Source organism: Pseudomonas sp. GW821-FHT09E04, assembly GCF_059416185.1.
Genome location: NZ_JBWKOR010000002.1, coordinates 190,434 through 211,293, shown reverse-complemented (window position 1 = coordinate 211,293; position 20,860 = coordinate 190,434). Strand labels below are relative to the sequence as shown.

The 20,860-nt window shown below is 61.4% G+C and carries 22 protein-coding genes; 7 read left to right on the top strand and 15 right to left on the bottom strand.

The window, feature by feature from the left end; translation table 11 throughout:
* Positions 1–26: 26 nt before the first annotated feature.
* The 3 genes from AC07N4_RS07265 to AC07N4_RS07255 all read right to left on the bottom strand — a co-directional run bounded on the left by AC07N4_RS07265 (position 27) and on the right by AC07N4_RS07255 (position 2,019).
* Positions 27–908 carry a hypothetical protein gene (locus tag AC07N4_RS07265; RefSeq protein ID WP_493065479.1) on the bottom strand — a complete coding sequence of 294 codons (882 nt, stop codon included), beginning with the start codon at positions 906–908 and terminating at the stop codon, positions 27–29.
* A gap of 117 nt (positions 909–1,025) precedes the next feature.
* Complete coding sequence (locus tag AC07N4_RS07260; RefSeq protein ID WP_102620308.1) at positions 1,026–1,421, bottom strand: YbaN family protein; 396 nt, start codon at positions 1,419–1,421, stop codon at positions 1,026–1,028.
* A 10-nt stretch (positions 1,422–1,431) separates the two neighbouring features.
* Positions 1,432–2,019, bottom strand: coding sequence for a UPF0149 family protein (locus AC07N4_RS07255; RefSeq protein ID WP_096822240.1), 588 nt, complete (start codon positions 2,017–2,019; stop codon positions 1,432–1,434).
* Between the two features lie 277 nt (positions 2,020–2,296).
* Between AC07N4_RS07255 and recQ the strand changes: the two genes are divergently transcribed.
* The 3 genes from recQ (at position 2,297) to AC07N4_RS07240 (ending at position 6,919) form a co-directional block, all read left to right on the top strand.
* Positions 2,297–4,426, top strand: a complete 2,130-nt coding sequence (gene recQ / locus AC07N4_RS07250; RefSeq protein WP_096822239.1) for a DNA helicase RecQ — start codon at positions 2,297–2,299, stop codon at positions 4,424–4,426.
* Positions 4,427–4,560: 134 nt separating this feature from the next.
* Entirely contained in the window at positions 4,561–4,995 is a 435-nt protein-coding gene (locus tag AC07N4_RS07245) for a MarR family transcriptional regulator (protein WP_007962151.1), read from the top strand.
* A gap of 127 nt (positions 4,996–5,122) precedes the next feature.
* A complete protein-coding gene (locus tag AC07N4_RS07240; protein ID WP_493065480.1) occupies positions 5,123–6,919 on the top strand; it encodes a motility hub landmark protein FimV in 1,797 nt (598 codons plus the stop codon).
* A gap of 6 nt (positions 6,920–6,925) precedes the next feature.
* Here the strand turns inward: AC07N4_RS07240 and AC07N4_RS07235 are convergent, their stop codons facing one another.
* Positions 6,926–9,115, bottom strand: coding sequence for a patatin-like phospholipase family protein (locus AC07N4_RS07235; protein ID WP_493065481.1), 2,190 nt, complete (start codon positions 9,113–9,115; stop codon positions 6,926–6,928).
* A 71-nt stretch (positions 9,116–9,186) separates the two neighbouring features.
* Between AC07N4_RS07235 and AC07N4_RS07230 the strand changes: the two genes are divergently transcribed.
* The gene (locus tag AC07N4_RS07230) at positions 9,187–9,474 is read left to right on the top strand and encodes an Rdx family protein (protein WP_249484867.1); all 288 of its coding nucleotides are present in this window, start codon (positions 9,187–9,189) and stop codon (positions 9,472–9,474) included.
* Here AC07N4_RS07230 and AC07N4_RS07225 read toward each other — a convergent pair.
* Complete coding sequence (locus AC07N4_RS07225) at positions 9,468–10,361, bottom strand: DMT family transporter (RefSeq protein ID WP_096822236.1); 894 nt, start codon at positions 10,359–10,361, stop codon at positions 9,468–9,470. The genes AC07N4_RS07230 and AC07N4_RS07225 overlap by 7 nt on opposite strands.
* Positions 10,362–10,433: 72 nt before the next feature.
* Positions 10,434–11,198: a helix-turn-helix transcriptional regulator gene (locus AC07N4_RS07220; RefSeq protein WP_096822235.1), complete on the bottom strand. Its 765-nt coding sequence runs from the start codon at positions 11,196–11,198 to the stop codon at positions 10,434–10,436.
* A 132-nt stretch (positions 11,199–11,330) separates the two neighbouring features.
* Between AC07N4_RS07220 and AC07N4_RS07215 the strand changes: the two genes are divergently transcribed.
* Positions 11,331–12,146 (top strand): UDP-2,3-diacylglucosamine diphosphatase, encoded by an 816-nt coding sequence (locus tag AC07N4_RS07215; protein WP_007958385.1) that lies wholly within the window; start codon positions 11,331–11,333, stop codon positions 12,144–12,146.
* A 14-nt stretch (positions 12,147–12,160) separates the two neighbouring features.
* Here AC07N4_RS07215 and AC07N4_RS07210 read toward each other — a convergent pair whose 3' ends face one another.
* Both AC07N4_RS07210 and AC07N4_RS07205 read right to left on the bottom strand, forming a co-directional pair.
* Positions 12,161–12,751, bottom strand: coding sequence for an HD domain-containing protein (locus AC07N4_RS07210; RefSeq protein ID WP_096822234.1), 591 nt, complete (start codon positions 12,749–12,751; stop codon positions 12,161–12,163).
* A 24-nt stretch (positions 12,752–12,775) separates the two neighbouring features.
* A complete protein-coding gene (locus AC07N4_RS07205; RefSeq protein ID WP_096822233.1) occupies positions 12,776–13,087 on the bottom strand; it encodes an Mpo1-like protein in 312 nt (103 codons plus the stop codon).
* A gap of 167 nt (positions 13,088–13,254) precedes the next feature.
* Here AC07N4_RS07205 and AC07N4_RS07200 point away from each other — a divergent pair, with 167 nt between their 5' ends.
* The gene (locus tag AC07N4_RS07200) at positions 13,255–14,316 is read left to right on the top strand and encodes an AraC family transcriptional regulator (protein WP_192560073.1); all 1,062 of its coding nucleotides are present in this window, start codon (positions 13,255–13,257) and stop codon (positions 14,314–14,316) included.
* On the opposite strand, the gene AC07N4_RS07195 is transcribed toward AC07N4_RS07200, so the two are convergent.
* Positions 14,273–15,727 (bottom strand): TrkH family potassium uptake protein, encoded by a 1,455-nt coding sequence (locus AC07N4_RS07195; protein ID WP_096822231.1) that lies wholly within the window; start codon positions 15,725–15,727, stop codon positions 14,273–14,275. The genes AC07N4_RS07200 and AC07N4_RS07195 overlap by 44 nt on opposite strands.
* A 121-nt stretch (positions 15,728–15,848) precedes the next feature.
* On the opposite strand from AC07N4_RS07195, the gene AC07N4_RS07190 reads away from it, so the two are divergent.
* On the top strand, positions 15,849–16,415 hold the full coding sequence (locus AC07N4_RS07190) for a nitroreductase family protein (RefSeq protein ID WP_493065482.1): 567 nt from the start codon (positions 15,849–15,851) through the stop codon (positions 16,413–16,415).
* 268 nt (positions 16,416–16,683) lie between these two features.
* Here AC07N4_RS07190 and AC07N4_RS07185 read toward each other — a convergent pair whose 3' ends face one another.
* From AC07N4_RS07185 to AC07N4_RS07160, 6 genes are all read right to left on the bottom strand, one after another.
* A complete protein-coding gene (locus tag AC07N4_RS07185; protein ID WP_493065483.1) occupies positions 16,684–18,024 on the bottom strand; it encodes a sensor histidine kinase in 1,341 nt (446 codons plus the stop codon).
* 67 nt (positions 18,025–18,091) lie between these two features.
* Positions 18,092–18,541 (bottom strand): Spy/CpxP family protein refolding chaperone, encoded by a 450-nt coding sequence (locus AC07N4_RS07180; RefSeq protein WP_102620317.1) that lies wholly within the window; start codon positions 18,539–18,541, stop codon positions 18,092–18,094.
* Positions 18,542–18,682: 141 nt separating this feature from the next.
* On the bottom strand, positions 18,683–19,360 hold the full coding sequence (locus AC07N4_RS07175; RefSeq protein WP_096822228.1) for a response regulator transcription factor: 678 nt from the start codon (positions 19,358–19,360) through the stop codon (positions 18,683–18,685).
* 7 nt (positions 19,361–19,367) lie between these two features.
* A complete protein-coding gene (locus AC07N4_RS07170; protein WP_096822227.1) occupies positions 19,368–19,778 on the bottom strand; it encodes an SH3 domain-containing protein in 411 nt (136 codons plus the stop codon).
* A 121-nt stretch (positions 19,779–19,899) separates the two neighbouring features.
* Positions 19,900–20,199: a YciI family protein gene (locus AC07N4_RS07165; protein WP_096822226.1), complete on the bottom strand. Its 300-nt coding sequence runs from the start codon at positions 20,197–20,199 to the stop codon at positions 19,900–19,902.
* A gap of 1 nt (position 20,200) precedes the next feature.
* The gene (locus AC07N4_RS07160) at positions 20,201–20,797 is read right to left on the bottom strand and encodes a septation protein A (RefSeq protein ID WP_493065484.1); all 597 of its coding nucleotides are present in this window, start codon (positions 20,795–20,797) and stop codon (positions 20,201–20,203) included.
* Positions 20,798–20,860 lie beyond the last annotated feature (63 nt).

Genomic DNA, 20,860 nt, shown 5'->3' with positions numbered 1-20,860 from the left:
CCCTGTTCCCAATGTTTTCTGTCCTTCTATGGCTGCCTCCAGTTAATGGTCCATCCGTTTGAACTAAGGCCATTTACTGCATCAGTCATCACAATAGTTGTTCTTCCATCGTTCGAGGGTCTTCCAGCGTATCTATCGGTACTCCAGTCTCCGTATTTATCGACGAGATCCGGAGAAGACGAATTTGGAGATGTCAATCTATGGTGTGGTACTCCTTTACCTGCTATTCGTATGTACCTGCCAACAAATGTGCCTCCGTTGGGAATGAGTGTTTCTCCAGGAGGGTTATTGTTGTAGTGAGAGCCATAAATTCCCTCGATTGTTGGCGCAGTTTTTACATCTAGCATCCATGCTGCTGAAAGAGATCCGCCGCTGTCTAAATCTTTGGCGATAAAGCGATAACTAGCATCCTTAAGCTGAATAATCGTTAAGGTCCAACGTCCTGTCGTAGGATCGACTGGCGCTTGTCCCATTGAGTCGCCACCATTGAGGATTTCCATTTTTTGTGCGGTAGACGTCCCACTAATAATCAACGCTGTTTCGAAAGTGGAAGTGTTTGGGGGAATTGCAGCACCGCTTGGTATACCGATAACTGAATTGATTTTTGGACTATTGACATTGTCCACGGTATATAACCAAACATCAGTCGCAGGCAAACTGGCATTTTCCCGCAGTTCAAAGCGATGCAGTCCCTGAGCCAGATTCACCAACGGCTGGATGAATGCGCTGCTTGGATTGAACACTCCACTAGCCACTACCGAGCCGTTATCCGTAATCACAAATGGAGCACCCGCCGGACCGCTTCCGCCAAACTCGACCCCCGTGGAGGAGTTAGTGTCGCCAGGTTTTAACGAGGTTCCGCCGGGATATGTCGTGCAGTAGCTGAAGAAAGGATTTTGAGTATCCATGGGGAACGCTCCTTCGCAGGTTCAGCCGTTTCTGCCGGAATGGCAGCGGGCATGCACCATGAAGCGCCATCAGATGAGCGTTACACACCTGTCAACTCTGACAGTCCCGACAAGCGGTCAAGACTTGTGCAACGTCTTCTGCCGCAAGATATAAACCGTCACCAACACCGCACTGGTCAGCATGAACCCACGCGCCCACGGTAGCGGCACCAGGTAGCACGAGAACAGAATGCTCGCCCACATCAGCCCGATCGCGTAGACCTTGCCCTTGAGCGGTATGCCGTTGCCATCGAGGTAGTCGCGGATCCATGGCCCGAGCCGGGGATGCTCGACCAGCCATTGGTAAAAACGCGGAGAGCTGCGGGCAAAGCAGGCGGCTGCCAGCAGTAGGAAAGGGGTAGTGGGGAGAACAGGCAGGAAAATCCCGATCACCCCCAATGCCACGCTAAGCCAGCCGATGGCCAGCAGGATGTAGCGCAACATCAGGGGACGGTTGCCTATGGGGTTGTCCATAGGCCGGATCTTAGTGGTGACGTGGCTTGAGGATCGCCGGTTTTTCGTCGGGTGCCTGGCACAGCAGGTACAGCGCGGTCAGGGCTTCCGGGATCTGCACGATCATGTCGTCCATCAGGTTGGCGTCCCTGGCGATGTCTTCGAACTCAGGCTGTTCGTCGAACAGGCCCGAACCGACCATGATCGGCAGGAGCATTTCGCTGACTTCTTCTTCGGCGGTTTCGAACCAGGCCGCTTCGCGCAGGAACACGCCTTCCATGAAACCGATGCACCAGCCGCGCAGTTCGGAATCGTCCGGCTCGTCGCCCAGGTCCAGCTCGCATGGCAGCTCGAATTCTTCGTCGGAGGCCAGTTGGCGGGCGATGTGGGCCTTGAGGCCGATCAGCGTGGCTTCGATCTCTTCGCGCTGGGCTTCGCTGCTGTAATGCGGCTCTTCGGCGAACAGAGCGTCGATCCACTCACGGTCCGGCACCTCGTCGGCGCAGATCGACAGCGCGGTCAGGTAACCGTGAGCGGCCACGTAGTCCAGCGCCTCTTCATGCAGCTCGTCGGCGTCGAGGAAGACTTGCAGGCGGGTTAGTTGCTCGGCGAAGGACATTAAAGGGCTACCTTGGGGGAATAAACAATGCGGGAATTCTAGGCCTTCTTGAGCCCTCAAGCCAGCCGCACGGCAGATTTGCGCCCACAAGCTTCTTATCGGCGGTGCCCTTTGCCGGGGAGGGCTCGGGTATACTGCCGCGCTTTGCGATCCCTGCCGGTGTCGCGGCTGAATCTGTACGGCGTCATGCAATGCGCCCTTACGTTTTGTTTAAAGCAGCCTCGGCTGTCTTGAACCAGCCTGTGCAGGGATGTTTCGGTGGATTTTTGGAGTTTTTATGCTCGAACAGGCTCAACGCGTCCTCAAGGACATCTTCGGCTACGACAGTTTCCGTGGCCGTCAGGGTGCAATCATTGAGCGCGTGGCCAGTGGCGGCGATGCCCTTGTCCTGATGCCGACCGGCGGCGGCAAGTCCCTGTGCTTCCAGGTGCCGGCGCTGCTGCGCGACGGCCTGGCGGTGGTGGTGTCGCCGCTGATCGCGCTGATGGACGATCAGGTCGCCACCCTCGAAGAGCTGGGTGTGGCTGCTGCCGCGTTGAACTCCACGTTGAGCGCCGAACAGCAGCGCGACCTCGCCAACCGGATCAAGCGCGGCGAAGTGAAAATGCTCTATCTGGCGCCCGAGCGTCTGGTGCAGCCGCGGATGCTGTCGTTCCTGCAAGGCTTGAACATCGCCCTGTTCGCCATCGATGAAGCGCACTGCGTGTCGCAATGGGGCCACGACTTCCGCCCGGAATACCTGCAACTGGGGCAGTTGGCGGAAATGTTCCCCGACGTGCCGCGCATCGCCCTGACCGCCACCGCCGACAAGCGCACCCGCGAAGAAATCGTCACCCGCCTGCATCTGCAGAATGCCGAGCGCTTTCTGTCGAGCTTCGACCGACCAAACATCTTCTACCGCATCGTGCCCAAGGAGCAGCCGCGCAAGCAGTTGCTGGCGTTCCTGGCCGAGCGGCGCAGCGACGCCGGCATCGTCTACTGTCTGTCGCGCAAGAAGGTGGAAGAGGTGGCCGCGTTTCTCACCGAGCAGGGCTTCCCGGCGCTGCCGTATCACGCCGGTCTGCCCAACGATCTGCGCGCCTATCACCAGAAACGCTTCCTCAACGAGGAAGGCCTGATCATGGTCGCCACCGTGGCGTTCGGCATGGGCATCGACAAACCCAACGTGCGTTTCGTCGCTCACCTCGACCTGCCGAAATCTCTGGAAGCCTATTACCAGGAAACCGGACGCGGCGGCCGTGACGGTCTGCCGGCGGACGCGTGGATGGCCTACGGTCTGCAAGACGTGGTGATGCTCAAGCAGATGCTGCAGAACTCCGAAGGCGACGAGCGCCACAAGCGTCTGGAGCAGCACAAGCTCGACGCCATGCTCTCGCTCTGCGAAGAAACCCGCTGCCGTCGTCAGGCGTTGCTGGCGTATTTCGACGAAGACATGCCCGAGCCATGCGGGCACTGCGACAACTGCACCGACGGCGTGCAGACCTGGGACGCCACCGAGCCTGCACGTCAGGCGCTGTCGGCGATCTATCGCACTGGCCAGCGTTACGGTGTCGGCCATCTGGTGGACGTGCTGCTGGGCAAGGACAACGAAAAAGTCCGCAGCTTCGGCCATCAGCACCTGTCGGTGTACGGCGTCGGCAAGGCGCTTAGCGAGAGCGAATGGCGTTCGCTGTTCCGCCAATTGGTTGCTCGCGGCCTGGCGGATGTCGATCACGAAGGCTACGGCGGGTTGCGTCTGAGCGACACTTGTCGGCCGCTGCTCAAGGGTGAAGTGAGCCTGGAGCTGCGCCGCGACCTCAAGCCGCAAGTCACCGCCAAGAGCGGCAGCAAGAGCCCGGCCAGTCAACTGGTGCGCTTTGAGGAGCGCGAACAGTGGGAAGCACTGCGTGCCCTGCGCCGCAAACTGGCGGAAGAACACGGCGTGCCGCCGTACGTCATCTTCCCCGATTCGACCCTGCTGGAAATGCTCCGCAGCCAGCCGACCTCGCTGGCGGAAATGGCCCAGGTCAGCGGCGTCGGCGCACGCAAGCTGGAGCGCTACGGCGAGGCTTTCCTCGAAGTGCTCGGCGGCGAGGCCGAGACACCGAAAGTGGTGGCCGACGTACGCCACGAATTGATTACCCTGGCCCGTGCCGGTATGACGCCGTTGCAGATTTCCGGTCAGTTGCAGTGCTCGGAAAAGAACGTTTACACCATGCTTGCCGAAGCCATCGGCAAGCAGCAATTGTCGCTGGAACAGGCGCTGGACCTGCCGGAAGACCTGATGGGCGAAGTCCAGGATGCGTTCCTCGACGGCGAAGGCGAGTTGCCGTCGGTCGCTGAAGTGGCGGAGCTGTTTGCCGGCCGCGTACCGGAAGGCGTGCTGTATTGCGTAAGGGCTGCGCTGCAATCTGAATTCGAGATGTGAGCCAAGGCTTACACAAACCGTTATACAGATGTAACGATTCAGTACAGGGCGGCTCTTGCCTATAGCCAAATGTCATGCTTAGCTGACTAATAATTAGTTTTTCTCTATTTCTTCAGTCTAACCATGAGTGTTTTATGCCGTTAACCGATCAACACCGCTTTGGCATGCAACTGGCCCAGATGTCCCGTGGCTGGCGTGCCGAACTGGATCGCCGGCTGGCCGGCCTGGGTTTGTCCCAGGCGCGCTGGCTGGTGCTGCTGCATCTGGCGCGTTTCGAAGACGCCCCGACCCAACGGGAGCTGGCGCAAAGCGTTGGCGTCGAAGGGCCGACCCTTGCCCGCCTGCTCGACAGCCTGGAAAGCCAGGGCCTGGTGCAACGCCAGTCCGTGATGGAAGACCGGCGGGCGAAAAAAATCGTGTTGTGCGCCCCGGCACTGCCGCTGATCGAACAGATCGAGACCATCGCCACGCAACTGCGTCACGAATTGTTCGAAGGCGTCGACGAGGCGGATTTGAAGGTGTGCATGCGGGTTCATGGGCACATTCTGGCCAACCTGGAAAAGTCTTGAGGCACAACCGCGTGCCGTTTTTTTGAGAGATCGCGCTGGGCAGACTATAAGAACTACTGGGCAATATCGTGTTCGTACCGGATGTGCGAACCCATAGAAGTCGGTTTTGCTTATTTAAGGGATGCTCATGTTCGACAGTCGGCACGTGGTACTGCGTTGCGCCAACTCACTGCTGGTGGCCGGTGTTCTCATCTGGTCCACGGCGTCACTGGCGCTGGGGCTCGGTGACATTACCGTGCACTCGGCCCTCAATCAGCCGCTCAAGGCCGACATCGCGCTGGTGGATGTCGCCGGGCTCAGCGAAAGCGAGCTCTCGGTCCGTCTGGCCACGGCGGACGAATTCGGCCGTGCCGGGGTCGAGCGGGTGTTCTTCCTCAATGACCTCAAGTTCACCCCGATCCTGCGTGGCAATCGCAACCTGATCCGGGTGACCTCCAGCAAACCGGTCAACGAACCCTTTCTGAATTTCCTTGTGCAGCTCAATCAGCCCAACGGCCACCTGCTGCGCGAATACACGGTGCTGATCGATCCGCCGGGTTCGCCGGGCATCGTGCCGGCCACCGACGAGCCTGACGTCCGCGCGCAATCGTCGGAGTTTCCAACGCCTGAGGCACCTGCTGCCGGCTCCCAAAGCAAGCCTGCTGCGCCACCCGCCGCGCCAGTGCCGCAAACGGCTGCGACCAACGACGCGCAAGCCGAGCAGTTGGCCGCCAGCGTACTGCAGAACCAGCAACTGCAGAAAACCATCGATGAGCTGAACGTAAAGCTTCAGGCGCAGGAAATCCTGATCGCCGACGGCAAGAAACAGCTGGGTGATTTGCAGGCCCGTCCGGCGGAAGTGCAACAGGCGCCGCCGGCTCCGGTAGCACCTGTGCAAGCCCCGGCTCCGGTTGCTGCACCGGTAGAGTCGCAGGAAGACTCCGTCAGCTGGCCGCTGCTTGGCGGTTTGCTGGTGTTGTTGGGCGGGTTGGGGGCGGTGTTGTATGTACGCCGCCGACGCCAGTCTGAAGCGAATCTTGTCGGGCTTGCGGCGGTGGCACCCCAGCGAAGCGAACCCGCGCTCAATGAACCCGAAGTCGTTCGTCAGAACGTGGTTCAGGAGGCCGTCGAGCACCGTGACGAACAGGCCGCAGGCGATGTACTGGAGGCGGTCGGCATTTATCTGGCGTATGGGCGTCTCGGTGAAGCGCTCGGTCTGCTGCGCGAGGCCTTGCAAAAGGAGCCGGAGCGCATCGATCTGGGTGTGCAGATGCTTGAGGTACTGGGGCGCCAGGGCGACCAGTCAGCCTATGACGAACAGGAAAGCCACTTGCGCCAGCTCGGTGTCGAGGAGCAGCGGTTGCACGAGACCCGCACGCGGTATCCGAAACTGACCAGGACTGAACCTCCGGCTGCGGCGGCTCCGGTCATTGCCGCGCTGCCCGTTGAGCAAGCGGCACCCACAACACCGTTGGCCGAGGATGATTTCGAGCTGAATCTGGAGCAACTATCGATGGATTCCAGCTGGGATCTGGAAGACAGTCGCCCGGCAACGGACACACCTTCGTCGGCCCCGTCGGCACTGGGCTCCAGCCTGCAAGTGCTGCCACAGGATTTCGAGCTGCCGCAAACCGCCAACGATGACGCTGAGGCGACGGAGCTGGAGTGGATCGACGAACCGGATGTGCAGCCGATAGACGATGACTTCCTCAACGAATTTGGCGATCCCGGTCAGTCGCTGAAACTGGAGCCACTGGATCTGCAATTACCGGAAGCCGAGCCGGGCCCGACCGAGGCGGCCAACGCCGGAAAGCTCGAGCAGGCCCAGACCTGCATCGACGACGGCGACCTCGACAGTGCGATCGCCTTGCTCAATGAGCTGCTGAAGGAAGGCGATGAGCCTCTCAGGCAAACGGCCCGAACCCTGTTGGCCGGGATTCGCTGATCCGGGTCAGAAGGTCTGCCCCAGATTCAGGTAAACCGCCTGTTCGTTGGCATCGTTCAGGCCATAACTAAAGTTCAGCGGCCCCAGCGGTGTGTCGAAACCGATGAATACGCTGGCGGCATTGATGTAGCCGCTGTCGAACTCGTTGTCGTTGTTCCAGGCCCGGCCGCGCTCCAGCGAGCCGCCGGCATACAGCGGGAAATCCAGCGGCAGATAAGCGCGCGGCGTCAGACGGCGGTAATACACCGCCCGCATCAGGCTGACGTTCTGCCCGGAGATGGCATCTTCGCGGAAACCGGACAGTTGTCGGGCGCCGCCCAGCAGGAAGCTCGACGTCACCACATTCGCATCGTCCAGCGTGCGCCCGTAACGACCGCCCAGAATCAGCGTATTCGGGCCGCTGCTCATGGCCTTGTCCAGTTTGAATTCCCACTGCCGGTAGCGCGTGTCGGAACCCAGGCTCGGTTCGAATTGCATCAGGGTCAGGCTAATGTCCTTGCCGTCGTGGGGGAAGTACACATTGTCCAGTGAGTCGAACGAGTATTTCAGCGCATAGAAGCCTTCGTTGAAGTGTTCGCTCGGCAGATTCTGATCGCCGATTCGCACATCCGCTTTGCCCCAGGCCTCGCCGACACCAAAGCGGATTTCACCGTTGTTGCCGATCTGGCGGCCGACATTGAGGCCGAAGCCATAGCGCTCGACGCGATATTGGGCGATCGGGTCATTGTCGAGCACCGAGTCGACGTTCTGGGCTTCAAACGCTGCATACGGTGCGACGAAGTAGCGCGAGCCGACGTCCAGCGGCTGATAGAACTCGGTATAGAGCTCCTGCTTGTCGCCGATCTGCGCCCGGGTCAACCATTCAGCGCCGAGGCGGTTGATGCCGTTCATTCGGTAACTGGCGCCGAGGTTGAAGGCGCTGTCGCCGCGCATGTCGTCCGACAGGTTCAAGCCAACCCGCAAGTAATCGGTGCCGCTGCGCTTGCCCCGGGCGCTGATCACCAGCGTATGTTCCTGGCCCTTGTGCACCACGCGGTATTGCACCTGTTCGAAGTAATCCAGGCCGTACAAGGTGCCCATGTCCGAGTGCAGACGCCCGAGGTCCAGCGGCTCACCGATGGGCTGACGGATGTAGTAACGGATCACGTCGTCGCCGACTTTCGAGTCGTTCTCGACCCTGATCGCGGTGATGATCGGCGTGCGCTGGCCCGGTGCGCGGGCGGCGTTGAGCTCGGCGTCCTGAGAGTCGGCCGGTTTCAATCGGGCGAGGCGGGTGTCGAGGGCCTTGGCGGCGCGGTAACCGGCATCGATCATTTCCTCGGCGCGACCGAAATCGGTGGCGCCGAAACTGGCCAACGGCGGCTGGATCAGCACGTCATTCGGGTGCAGCGCCGCCAGTTGTTCTTCGGAGTTGCGCCGGGTCATCAGGGTGATCGACTGGTTCAGTACATCGACCACGGTGGTCAGTTGCTTGCGGTTGCGCAGCGGGGTGCCGATGTCGACCACGATGGCCACATCGACGCCCATTTCCCTGGCCACATCGAGGGGGATGTTGTCGGTCATGCCGCCGTCCACCAGCAGCCGGCCATCGAGCTCGACCGGGGCGAACACCGCCGGGATTGACATGCTGGCGCGGATCACCTGGGGCAGGTGGCCTTTGCGAAACACCACTTTTTCGCCGTTGGCGATGTCGGTGGCCACGGCGCGGAACGGGATCGGCAGCTTGTCGAAATCACGGGTGTCGCTGGTGTGGGCCAACAGGCTTTCCAGCAGCAACGCGAGGTTCTGCCCTTGAATCACCCCGAGCGGCAGGCCGAGGCTGCCGTCGTCGCGAAAGCTCAGTTTCTGCTTCACCAGAAAATCGCGGTCATCCTGTTTGCGTCGAAACGGTACGTCTTCCCGAGGTGGAGCATCGGACAGGGCCTGCTGCCAGTCGATGCTCAGGGCGAGTTTTTCCAGTTCGTCGATCTTGTAACCCGAGGCGTAGAGGCCACCGACCACTGCACCCATGCTGGTGCCGGCAATCGCATCGATCTTGATGCCTTGCTCTTCCAGCGCCTTGAGCACGCCGATGTGTGCCAGCCCGCGGGCCGCACCGCCGGACAGCACCAGGCCGACTTTCGGTCGCGGCGCTTCACTGGCATGAACGAACAGCGGAAGGAAACCAAGCAAAAGGCAGATCAGCAGACGACGCATTGTGAGTCTCGGGGCAAGCGTTAAAGCCGGCTATTATAGCGGCGCCCTCTGGCTCAGGAGTTTCAACGATCATGACCGCCACAAAACCGGAAATCGTCATTACTTATTGCACGCAATGCCAGTGGCTGTTGCGCGCGGCGTGGCTGGCGCAGGAGTTGCTCAGTACCTTTGGCGACGACCTTGGCAAAGTGTCACTGGTGCCGGGTACCGGCGGGATCTTTCACATCAGTTGCAACGATGTGCAGATCTGGGAGCGCAAGGCCGACGGTGGTTTCCCCGAGGCCAAGGTGCTCAAGCAGCGAGTCCGCGATCAGATCGACCCTGAGCGCGACCTCGGCCATAACGACCGCACTCAGTGAGACGCAGCCTCGGCCTCCACCGTTTTTTTGCTGGCGCTGCCTGACATCTGGCTCGACACAACGATGGCGACGATGATCAGCGCGCCGCCGAGCAGCATCCGCAGGGTCGGGTTTTCATCGAACAGCAGCCACGCGACGGTAATGCCGTAAACCGGCTCCATGGCGAACACCACCGCCGCAGTTCGCGCCTTGATCACGGCGAGACTGGCGACGAACAGGCTGTGGGCGACGCCGGTGCAGAACACACCGAGCAGGGCGATCCACAGCCAGTCGATGGCGCGCACTTCACTCAGTTGCGGCGCCGCCACCGGCAGCAGACACAACGCCACCACCACGTTCTGACACAACGCTGCCTGCACCGCCGGGATGCGTCCGGAACTGGCACGGTTGGTCAGCGACAACAGTGAAAACAGCAGGCCGGAAAGAATCGCCCAGAGCAGCCCGGTGGTGGCGCCGCTGGCCAGGTCGAACGCCGGGGTCACCAGCACCAGGCCGACACTGACCAGCGCCACCAGAATGATTTCGTTGGCACGGATGCGTTCGCGGAAGATCAACCCTTCGAGGATGACCGTGAAGGCCGGGAAACTGGCGAAACCCAGGGTGGCCACCGCGACGCCGGCCACCTTCACGGCAATGAAGAAGCTCACCCAGTGACCGGCCAGCAGCACACCGCTCAGGGCCAGTCGTCGCCAGTCCACGGCTTGCAGTTTTTGCCAGCCGTGCTGGCTGGCGAAACGGGCAAAGAACGCCAGCGCAAGAACGGCAAACGCGGCCCGTCCAAAGACGATGACCGCTGGCGTTGCGGCGGCGAGTTTGCCGAAGACGCCGGTCAGGCCGAACATCAATGCGCCGATATGCAGGGCGCCAAGGGCAGTACGGGGAGTCATTGCAGTCCTTTTTCCAAACACCATTTCAGGCACACATTGAAGCGTGTAGCGGCCGAAAAGTCTGTCGGCAGACTATCGACTTTTGTCGTCAGCCTCGCGTCGCAATTGTGTAGGAGAGGTACCGAATTCACGCAGGACGGCGGCCGAGAACGCACTTTGCGATCCATAGCCTACACGGCTGGCCACTTCCCCGATGGCTAGCGTGGTTTCTCGCAACAGCGTGACGGCCTTATGCAGCCGTCGACTGCGAATGTAATCCATGGGTGTCTGCCCGCATTCGGCGACGAACCGCGCATGCAATCGGGCGCTGGAGAGTCCGGCGACACGCGCCAGATCCGCGACCTGCAGCGGGTAGGCCGCGTACTGCTCGATGTGCGCATCGAGGGCCGCGTAGGGCAGGCGACGGGCGCAGACCTCGGCAGGTTGCGCGTGATTCAGGCTCGCCAGCAACAGCACCGCGCCCTGTTGCGCAATCAGCGGATCGTCCACCGGGCTGTTCGCCAGCCAATTGACCAGTTGGCCCTGGCCGGCATCCAGTGACAGCCGCGCGGCGTTGTCCAGCAGGCGGCGGCTGGCGTCGGCGTGATCGCCCAGTGAGCGTGACAACCATTGATCGTCCGGCACGTCCAGTACCAGGCAACGGCTGCCCTTGGGGCTGCCGCACGCGTGATGCGCGCCGGAGGGAATCACCACGAAGCTCTGCTGCAATACCTGGCTGCCATGCCCTTCGACCTCGAAATCCAGCGCACCCGACAGGCCGAACACCAGTTGGGCGTGGTCGTGACTGTGGACGATCAGGTCGTGGGTGTAATGGCGCAGGGTCAGGATCGGTGGCATGGCGGTCTCCGGGCGAGCTGCCAGTCTACACCGGCGCAGGGGCGACGCGTTTGTCACAAGACTGACGCACGCCTGTCATGGTCGATTAACCGGGCTCGCGCACAGTGGCGAAAACATCGCAGAGGGTTGCCCATGACCAGCGCCGAGCTCGCCAGACCCAGCCGTAAACAAAGGGTTCGCACCTTGTGGATTTCCGACGTGCATCTGGGCACGCGGGATTGCCAGGCCGAGCATCTGTCGCAATTTCTCAAGGGTTATCACGCCGACAAGATCTACCTGGTCGGTGACATCATCGACGGCTGGAAACTGCGCGGCGGCATGTACTGGCCCCAGGCGCACACCAACGTGATCCGCCGCTTGCTGACCATGAGCAAGCGCGGCACCGAGGTGATCTACGTCACCGGCAACCATGACGAATTCCTGCGTCGCTATTCGAAGCTGATCCTGGGCAACATCCAGTTGGTCGACGAAGCGGTGCACGTCACGGCCGATGGCCGGCATTTGCTGGTGATCCACGGCGACCAGTTCGACGTGATCACCCGTTATCACCGCTGGCTGGCGTTCCTTGGCGATTCGGCCTACGAATTCACCCTGACCCTCAATCGCTGGCTCAATCACTGGCGGGCGAAATACGGTTACGGCTATTGGTCGCTGTCGGCCTATCTCAAGCACAAGGTGAAGACCGCGGTGAGCTTCATCAGCGACTTCGAAGAAGCCATCGCTCATGAGTGCGTGAAGCGCGAATTGCACGGCGTGGTGTGCGGGCACATTCACCATGCCGAGATCCGCAAGGTCGGCGAGGTGGATTACCTCAATTGCGGTGACTGGGTGGAGTCGTGCACGGCGCTGATCGAACACTGGGACGGCACGATCGAGCTGTATCGCCTGGCGGATGCACAGGCGCGGGAGGCCGAACTGAAAGCGGCCAAGGTTGCCGAGCTGGCCTGAGTGTCCAGATCAACTCAGGCCGGCGCGTGTTCTTCCATCGCAGCCTTGTAGATGGAGTTCTTCGGCCGGGCGAACAGCCGCTCCATCATCGGTTCGAAGAAGCTCAGCGGCAGGGTGTCGTAATCCGGGTCGAATGCCGCCGCGTCGTATTTCGCGCAGAATTCCGCGGTCGCCTGATACTGCGGATGACCGCTGAACTGCTCGCGCAGGTGCCGATCCATGCCCAGGTGATGGAAGAAGTAGTAGCCCTGGAAGATCCCGTGCTTTTCCACCATCCACAGGTTCTCGGCGCTGACGAACGGCTTGAGAATGGCGGCGGCGATGTCCGGGTGATTGTAGGAACCCAGCGTGTCGCCGATGTCGTGGAGCAGGGCGCAGACCACGTATTCCTCGTCGCGTCCGTCGCGATATGCACGGGTCGCGGTTTGCAGCGAGTGGGTCAGGCGATCCACCGGAAACCCGCCGAAATCACCTTCGAGCAATTTCAGGTGCGCCATGATCCGGCCCGGCAGTTGACGGGCGTAGGCGCTGAAGTCCGCCGCGATGATCGCCCAGTCTTCCTGCGTGCCGTCCTTCATGTGGGTGAAACGGGCATTGGCATTCATCGGCAATCCTCTTGGTCAGGGTTTCTAGAACGCCACGCGGCCCAGGATCATGTCGCGGTACATGACGAAATCCCCCAGCAGGCTGTAGAACGGATGCTGGAATGTCGCCGGCCGGTTCTTCTCGAAAAAGAAATGGCCGACCCAGGCGAAGCTGTAGCCGGCCAGCGGCAGGGCCAGCAACAGCAGCCAGGCGCCCTTGGCGATGGTCATCGCGAGAATGAAGATCACCAGCGTCGTCCCGATGAAATGCAGGCGACGGCAGGTGCTGTTGCTGTGTTCGCTGAGGTAATACGGATAGAACTCGGCGAAGCTGTTGAAAGGCTTGATGGTTTCCACGACCGCGATCTCTGTGGTTATTGTTCTGATTGCAAGTTGTTCGGTGGGTAGCTTATTTGAGTCTAGAGTGATCATTGGCGTCGGCCAGTGACAATCGGCGCCACTTTACTATCCTTGGGAAATCGGCCGTAGTATGCGGCTCACCATGTCATCCAAGAAAAAACGCCATGAGCGAACGAACGACATCTGCAAGCTGGGCGATGGGGATTGTCAAGGCACTGGAAATGGACGGCCTGGATTGCCGGGTTCTGTTCAAACAGCTGGGGCTCGACTACGCGGCGCTGGAGGATCCGGACGCACGCTTCCCGCAGGATTCCATGACCCGACTCTGGCAACGGGCGGTCGAGCTGTCCGGTAATCCCGCCATCGGTCTGAACATGGGCAAAGTGGTGCGACCGGCCTCGTTCCATGTGGCGGGCTACGCGCTGATGTCCAGCAACACCCTGGCCGAAGGCTTTCAGCGACTGGTGCGTTATCAGCGGATCATTGCCGAAAGTGCCGACTTGAGTTTTCGCCTGCTCGACGAAGGTTATGCGCTGATTCTGACGGTGCACGGCGATCATCTGCCGCCGACCCGGCAAAGTGCCGAAGCCTCGCTGGCCTGCGCGCTGGCGCTGTGCGGCTGGTTGACCGGGCGCACGCTGCACCCGCGCAAAGTGCTGGTGCAGGGCGATGAGCCCGATGATCTTGAACCCTACAAACAAGCCTTTCATGCGCCGCTGGTGTTCAACGCGCCGTATGACGCGCTGATCTTCGAACGCGCCGACATGGAAGCGCCACTGCCTACCGCAAACGAGGCGATGGCGCTGCTGCACGACCGGTTTGCCGGGGAATATCTGGCGCGGTTTTCCGAAAGTCGTGTGACCCACAAGGCGCGTCAGGTGTTGTGCCGCTTGCTGCCGCAGGGCGAGCCCAAGCGCGATACAGTGGCGCAGACGCTGCACCTGTCGCAACGCACCTTGCAACGGCGCTTGCAGGAGGAGGGCACCAGTTTTCAGCAGTTGCTCGATGACACCCGTCGAGAACTCGCCGAGCAGTATCTGGCGCAGCCGAGCATGACCTTGCTGGAGATCGCCTATCTGCTGGGGTTTGCCGATCCGAGCAATTTCTTCCGTGCCTTCCGCCGCTGGTTCGACACCACGCCCGGCGATTACCGGGCGCGGTTGCTGGAGGCGCCGAACGCGATCAGTGACGCCAGAATGCCGGAATACACAGCACAAACACCGTAATGATCTCCAGTCGGCCGAGCAGCATGCCGAACGACAGAATCCACTTGGCCGCATCCGGTAGGCTGGCGAAGTTGCCGGCCGGGCCGATGGTTTCACCCAGCCCCGGGCCGACGCCGGATACGGTGCTGGCGGCGCCGGTCAACGCGGTCATCCAGTCCACGCCCAGCAGCGACAGCAGCAGGGCGATCACGCAGATGGTGATGGCGAAGAAGAACGAGAACGTCAGGATCGACCGGACGATTTCCTCGTCGAGGCGATGACCGTTGTACTTCTGCTTGATCACCGCGCGTGGGTGGATCAACTGGTTAAGGTTGGCCTTGAGCAGGATGTAGGCGACCTGGAATCGGAAGATCTTGATCCCGCCCGCCGTCGAGCCGGAACAGCCGCCGACGAAGCCCAGATAAAAGAACAGCATCAGTGAGAAATTGCCCCACAGGCTGTAATCCCCCAATGCGAATCCGGTGGTGGTGACCACTGACGTCACGTTCAGCGCCACATGGCGAAGGGCGTCCAGCCAATGCAGGTTGGTGGTCCACCAGTACCAGGTGCCGAGCACCAGCCAGGTCACCAGCAACATGCCGAGCAAACCCTGCACCTGTTGATCCTTGATCAGCGCCCGACGGTTGCCGCGCAGCGTCGCCACGTACAGGGTGAACGGCAGGCTGCCGAGGATCATCACCACCACTGCCACCCAGTGCACCGCTGGTTGCGTCCACTTGGCCAGGGATTGGTCGGAAGTCGAGAAACCGCCGGTGGAGATCGCCGACATCGCGTGGTTGATCGCATCGAACGGGCTCATGCCCGCCCACCAGAACGCCAGGCTGCCGAGAATGGTGATGCCCACGTATGCCGCCACGATCAGCCGCGCCACCATGTGCGAGCGGGGCATGACCTTTTCCGAGCGGTCCGAGGATTCGGTCTGGAACAGGCGCATGCCGCCGATGCGCAGCAGCGGCAGAATCGCCACCGCCATGCCGATGAAGCCGATGCCGCCGAGCCAGTGCAGCAGCGAGCGCCACATCAGGATGCCCGGGGACATGGTGTCCAGCCCGCTCAATACAGTCGAGCCGGTGGCCGTGATGCCGGACATGCTTTCGAAGAACGAGTCGGTGTAGCTGATGTGCTGGGTCAGCAAAAACGGCAGCGCGGCGAAGATGCACACCACCAGCCAACTGGTGACGGTCAGCAGGTACATGTCGCGGGGACGCAGGTGAATGTGTTCCGGGCGCCCGGGAATCACCAGCGCGAGGCCGGCGAGGAAGGTGATCATGCTCGCCCAGAGGAACGACGGCAGATCGCCGGTGCGGTCGAAAATCACCAGGGTGGCCATGGGCACGACCATGGCGATGGCCAGGGTGATCAGGAAGATGCCGATGATGAAACCAATGATCCGTAAGGTCGGCAACGCCATGAAGTCCGCTCGGGCTGATGTGGGAAGGGCGCCATTCTACCTGCGGGGCAAGGCATGTAAACCGACGCGGCCGGATCACTTGCAGCTAGAATAGCCGGACATTTTTTTCAGGAGGTGGCCGATGCAGGCTCTCGACGCTTTGCTCAACCGTGTTTCCGTTCCACGACTGATCGATCCGGCCCCCACCGCCGAACAGCGCGAAGTGCTGTTTGCCGCCGCGACCCGTGCACCGGATCACGGGCATTTGCAGCCGTATCGCTTCCTGACCGTCGAAGGCGCGGCGCGTGAGCAGATGGGCGAGTTGCTGGCCGAAGCGGCGCAGATGCAGGAAGGCGAAGTCACCGAAGCGATGATCGACAAGGCCCGCAACGGCCCGCTGCGGGCGCCACTGGTGGTCGTGGTCATCGCCAAATTGCAGGATCACGTCAAATACCCGAAAGCCGAGCAGTTGCTGGCGGCGGGCTGTGCGGCGCACGGGATTCTGCTGGCGGCCTACGCGCAGGGGATTGGCGCGGTATGGCGCACCGGTGATCTGGCTTACTCGGAACATGTCGCCAAGGGTTTGGGGCTGACGGATGGCGAAGAGGTGATTGCGTTCCTGTACCTCGGCACCCCGCAGAAAGAACCGCGAGTGGCCGAGAAGGTTGATCTGGCGGAGTTTGTCAGTGCCTGGCCGGGTAAGGCCTGAAAGCGTTAAAAGCAAACCCCTCACCCTAACCCTCTCCCGGGGGGAGAGGGGACTGACCGGGGGATGCTCCCGAGGTTCACCGACCTGAAAGAACTTTGCCGAATCCGAATTGACTTGGTTCAGGTGCTTTGGCCGAATTCAGAATTGACTCGGTTCAAGTGCTTTTACAGAACCATAATCGACTCAATTTTTCAGGTCGATGTATAACGCAAGACTACCCGGTCGGCTCCCTCTCCCTCCGGGAGAGGGCTGGGGTGAGGGGCTGCTTCTAGGGCTGGACCACCGCTCCAGGCTCCAACGGCAACTCAAGACTCGCCACAAACCCACCCTGCGGATGATTCGCCAGCACCAGCGTCCCGCCATGTCGCTCCGCCGCCCGCCGGGCAATCGCCAATCCCAAACCATGCCCAGCCGCAGTCTGCCCCGGCGCCCGATAAAACGGCTCGCCCAACTGGCTCAAATGCTCCGCCTGCACCCCCGGTCCATGGTCGCGCACGCTGACCACGATTCGCTCGCCCTGACGTGAAGCCTGCATTTCGATCGACTGCCCCACCGGGTTGAAGCGCTGGGCATTGCGCAGCAGGTTGTCCACGGCGCGCTCGATCATGGTCGGCCATCCGGTCATGTTGAGCTGCGGCTCGGCCTCCAGGCGGACGGTCTGCTCGGGCGAGCCGAGTTGTGCGTCCTTTTGCAGAGAGCCCAGCAGGGCATTCAGATCCACGGCTTCGGCGCTGGCGTTGTCGGCATCTACCCGCGCCAGTACCAGAATCTCACTGATCAACGCTTCCAGCCGATCGCACTCGCGGGTCAGGCGTGGCCAGAGTTTTTCCCGTTCTTCCGGGCTCGCCCGTTCAGCCAGTGCAAGTGCGATGCGCAGACGTGCCAGCGGTGAGCGCAGCTCGTGGGACACGTCGCGCAGCAACTGGCGCTGACTGCCGATCAGGCTTTGCAGGCGTGCGCCCATGCGGTTGAAATCGTTGGCGAGCACGCCGAACTCATCGCGACGGTTGGCCAGTTTCGCCAGGCTGTTCTGCTGATAGGTGGTTTGTCCCAGATCGTGCACCGCCCCGCGCAAACGGCTGAGCGGACGGGTGATGGAGAAGGTCACCAACAGGCTGAACAGGGTCAGCACCACCAGCGCGATTCCCAGCGCACTCAATGGCCAGAGCAGGCTTTCGCGGTGCCAGGCGTCGAGTTCCGGGTGCGGGATGCGGTAGATAAAGAGGTAGGTGTCGCCGCTTTTTTCGCTGGTGAATTCATCGGTCAGCCGTCGCCATGGCAGGCGTCGGTCGTCGTTGTTCTGCCGTGCTTCGAAGGCGGCCGCGCGACGGGGGAAGGTGCCGCGCACCACCGGGTCGCCGCTTTCGTTCAGCACTTGCACGTCGATGTGATATTGGCGTTTGCGTTGTTCGAGGATGTCCTGGGCGGCGTCTTCGCCCTGGGTTTCGTAGGTCTGCGTCCAGTCGGCGGCCAGGGTGTTCAGGCCCGGATGGCGGCTGAGGATCCACGCGTCCTGGTTGAGCATGTGCCCCAGCAGAATGGAAAGCCCTGCAACCAGAGCGATGGCCAGCCAGAAGCTCGCGAGAATACGCCAGAACAATGAACGCACGGAAAGTCCTCAAACAAAGAAAACCCAACGGCGGCGAGCCGTTGGGTCGGGGCGTGACGCTAGAACATTATTGCGCCTTTTGCGGCTGTTGCGCTTTCCAGGCCTTGAATTCAGCCCATTCGGCGCGACGCTCGTCCTGTTTCTTCTGGATCTCGTCGAATTTCTTCTGTTGATCCGGCTTCAGCACGGCGCGGACATCGGATTCGGCTTTCTTGTGGTTGGCCGCCATCTCGTCTTTCATGGCTTTCTGGTCGGCTGGCGAGAGTTTCTCCAGGTATTTCTCGACCGTCTGCTTACGCTCGTGCATCTGCTCGCCCATGATCTTGCGGATCTGCTCGCGCTGTTCGCGGGACAGGTCCAGCTGGCTGTACGGGCCTTTGCCGTGCATGCCGTGCATCTGACCGCCGTGGCGCCAGCCGCCGTCCGGCCCACCCATCGGGCCACCATCCTGCGGCACGGCCATGGCGACGGTTGGCAGAGCGGCAGCGAACATCAGAGCGATAAGAGTCTTGCGCATGGTGTATCTCCTTGTCTCGTTCCCGGTACGTTCCGGATGAGTCCAGATTACGGAGATCAAGGTCAGCGGCGGTCAGCGCTGGGTAAAGCTTGGGTAAAGACGCTTTGTCATCAAACTGACAAAGCGTCCGGGTGCGGGGATTCAGAGGCTGTAATAGTAGCCGCGGCTGCGCAGGGCGACGATGCGCGGGCGGCCGTCGGCGTGGGGGCCGATCTTCTTGCGCAGGTTGCTGACGTGCATGTCCAGGCTGCGGTCGTACAGGGTCAGCTTGCGGCCGAGGGCGATCTGCGCCAGTTCCTGTTTGTCCAGCGGCTCGCCGGGTTGCTTGAGCAGGGCTTCGAGCAGGCGGCTTTCGGAAACGGTGAGGGTGAATTCCTTCTCGTCGATGCTGACCACGCCACGCACCGGGCTGAAACTCAAATCACCCAACTCAAGTTGGGTCGAGACGGCGGCCGGGTGACTGCGGCGCAGCACAGCGCGCAGGCGCGCGGTGAGCTCGCGCGGGTCGCACGGTTTGGCCAGGTAATCGTCGGCACCCAGTTCCAGGCCGAGGATGCGATCCAGCGGCTCGCCGCGAGCCGAGAGCATCAGCACCGGCAGGTCGGGGTGGTCGTTGCGCAGTTGCTTGAGCAGTTCCAGACCGCTGCCGTCAGGGAGCATCACGTCCAGCACCACGGCGGCAGGCGCGGTCTCGGCCAGTGCCTTGCGGGCGCTCTGGCCGTCGTGACACGCACGGACCTGAAAGCCTTCCTGGCTCAGCCAACTGCTCAGGAGCTCACACAGCTCCTCGTCATCATCAATCAGTAACAGCTCGCTCATGACTCACTCAATTTAGCCATTGTCGACGTTTTCGACTTGCACCACTGGCAAAGATACCGCAGAGCAGGGCCAATAGCGCTACCCCGGCACCGGTGACGAACCATTGCTGCTGTTCGGTCAGCAGGCGCGGCAGCGGGCTGGCCTGGGCTTCCTTGAGTTGCAGCTTCAGGCGCTGGTTCTCTTGGCGCAACCGGGCAAGCTGGGCGCTTTCGCGGGTGTTGTCGGCATCTTGCAGTTGTTTGCTCAGTTCTTCCCGCTGCTGCTCGCTGGCCTTCAGGCGCTGCTGCAACTCGGTGATCTGGCTGCCGGCGCTCAACGAAAGCGGCGTGGAGTTGCCGCTTTCGGTGGTTTCTACACCATGGGCGGGCGCCACGATCGACAACGTGACCAACATCAGACACAACGGACCCTTGCGCATCGCGACTCCTGTTACCAAATGGATATTGGGCAGGTTGTCGGCCGGCAAACGAGAATAATGAGCGATTGAGAACGCGATGAGCCGACAAGGTTCATCGCGTGGGGACACGGGCGGGGGAAAGTTACGGCAGGACTTGCTTGAACGGCTTCACGACAACATTGGCGTAGACACCGGCGGCGATGTACGGATCGGCATCGGCCCAGGCCTGCGCGGCGCTCAGGGAGTCGAATTCGGCGACGATCAGGCTGCCGGTGAAACCCGCAGCGCCCGGATCATTGCTGTCGACGGCCGGGTGCGGGCCGGCCAGGACGATGCGGCCTTCGCCCTTGAGCACTTGCAGGCGTTCAAGGTGGGCCGGGCGGGCGGCGAGGCGCGCGTCCAGGGAGTTGGCGACGTCGGTGGCAATGATTGCGTAGAGCATGTCAGTCCTCGGTTTTTGGCGTTGTGGTATCGGCGTCGTGCAGGTGACGGGTCAGGTAGATGCCCTGAGCGACCAGGAACAGCACGGTCAGGCCCAGGCTGCCGAATACCTTGAAGTCCACCCAGTAGTCCTGGAAGGTGAAGGCGACGAACAGGTTGGCGGCGCCGCAGAACAGCAAGAAAGCGATCCAGGCGATGTTCAGGCGCGCCCAGATCGGTTCCGGCAGCGTCACTGCGTGACCCATGATGCGTTTGATCAGCAGGCGGTCACCGATGAAATGGCTGCCGAGGAAGGCCAGGGCGAACAGCCAGTTGACCACCGGGGCTTTCCACTTCAGGAAGGTTTCGCTGTGGAAGGCCAGGGTCAGGCTGCCGAACACGAGGCAGGCAATCAGGGTCAGCCACTGGCTCTTTTCCAGCTTGCGCTGCTTGATGAAGATCGCGCCATAGACCACCAGGGAGCTGATGATCAGCACGGCCGTGGCGCTGTAAATGCCGCCAACCGTCAACTCATTACCGGCGACATCGACGGTGCGTGGATCGAGTTTGTAGACGATGAAGAACAGCAGAAGCGGGATGAAATCGATGAATTGTTTCACAGTGAGAGCCAGAAGCTGGATGTGGCGGCATAATAACAAACATATGGGCGCGCGATAGCGCCA

Excerpts from the sequence above, each read along its gene's own strand:
- AC07N4_RS07265 (WP_493065479.1), bottom strand. The coding sequence starts at position 908 with ATGGATACTCAAAATCCTTTCTTCAGCTACTGCACGACATATCCCGGC.
- AC07N4_RS07260 (WP_102620308.1), bottom strand. The coding sequence starts at position 1,421 with ATGGACAACCCCATAGGCAACCGTCCCCTGATGTTGCGCTACATCCTG.
- AC07N4_RS07255 (WP_096822240.1), bottom strand. The coding sequence starts at position 2,019 with ATGTCCTTCGCCGAGCAACTAACCCGCCTGCAAGTCTTCCTCGACGCC.
- recQ (WP_096822239.1), top strand. The coding sequence starts at position 2,297 with ATGCTCGAACAGGCTCAACGCGTCCTCAAGGACATCTTCGGCTACGAC.
- AC07N4_RS07245 (WP_007962151.1), top strand. The coding sequence starts at position 4,561 with ATGCCGTTAACCGATCAACACCGCTTTGGCATGCAACTGGCCCAGATG.
- AC07N4_RS07240 (WP_493065480.1), top strand. The coding sequence starts at position 5,123 with ATGTTCGACAGTCGGCACGTGGTACTGCGTTGCGCCAACTCACTGCTG.
- AC07N4_RS07235 (WP_493065481.1), bottom strand. The coding sequence starts at position 9,115 with ATGCGTCGTCTGCTGATCTGCCTTTTGCTTGGTTTCCTTCCGCTGTTC.
- AC07N4_RS07230 (WP_249484867.1), top strand. The coding sequence starts at position 9,187 with ATGACCGCCACAAAACCGGAAATCGTCATTACTTATTGCACGCAATGC.
- AC07N4_RS07225 (WP_096822236.1), bottom strand. The coding sequence starts at position 10,361 with ATGACTCCCCGTACTGCCCTTGGCGCCCTGCATATCGGCGCATTGATG.
- AC07N4_RS07220 (WP_096822235.1), bottom strand. The coding sequence starts at position 11,198 with ATGCCACCGATCCTGACCCTGCGCCATTACACCCACGACCTGATCGTC.
- AC07N4_RS07215 (WP_007958385.1), top strand. The coding sequence starts at position 11,331 with ATGACCAGCGCCGAGCTCGCCAGACCCAGCCGTAAACAAAGGGTTCGC.
- AC07N4_RS07210 (WP_096822234.1), bottom strand. The coding sequence starts at position 12,751 with ATGAATGCCAATGCCCGTTTCACCCACATGAAGGACGGCACGCAGGAA.
- AC07N4_RS07200 (WP_192560073.1), top strand. The coding sequence starts at position 13,255 with ATGAGCGAACGAACGACATCTGCAAGCTGGGCGATGGGGATTGTCAAG.
- AC07N4_RS07195 (WP_096822231.1), bottom strand. The coding sequence starts at position 15,727 with ATGGCGTTGCCGACCTTACGGATCATTGGTTTCATCATCGGCATCTTC.
- AC07N4_RS07190 (WP_493065482.1), top strand. The coding sequence starts at position 15,849 with ATGCAGGCTCTCGACGCTTTGCTCAACCGTGTTTCCGTTCCACGACTG.
- AC07N4_RS07180 (WP_102620317.1), bottom strand. The coding sequence starts at position 18,541 with ATGCGCAAGACTCTTATCGCTCTGATGTTCGCTGCCGCTCTGCCAACC.
- AC07N4_RS07175 (WP_096822228.1), bottom strand. The coding sequence starts at position 19,360 with ATGAGCGAGCTGTTACTGATTGATGATGACGAGGAGCTGTGTGAGCTC.
- AC07N4_RS07170 (WP_096822227.1), bottom strand. The coding sequence starts at position 19,778 with ATGCGCAAGGGTCCGTTGTGTCTGATGTTGGTCACGTTGTCGATCGTG.
- AC07N4_RS07165 (WP_096822226.1), bottom strand. The coding sequence starts at position 20,199 with ATGCTCTACGCAATCATTGCCACCGACGTCGCCAACTCCCTGGACGCG.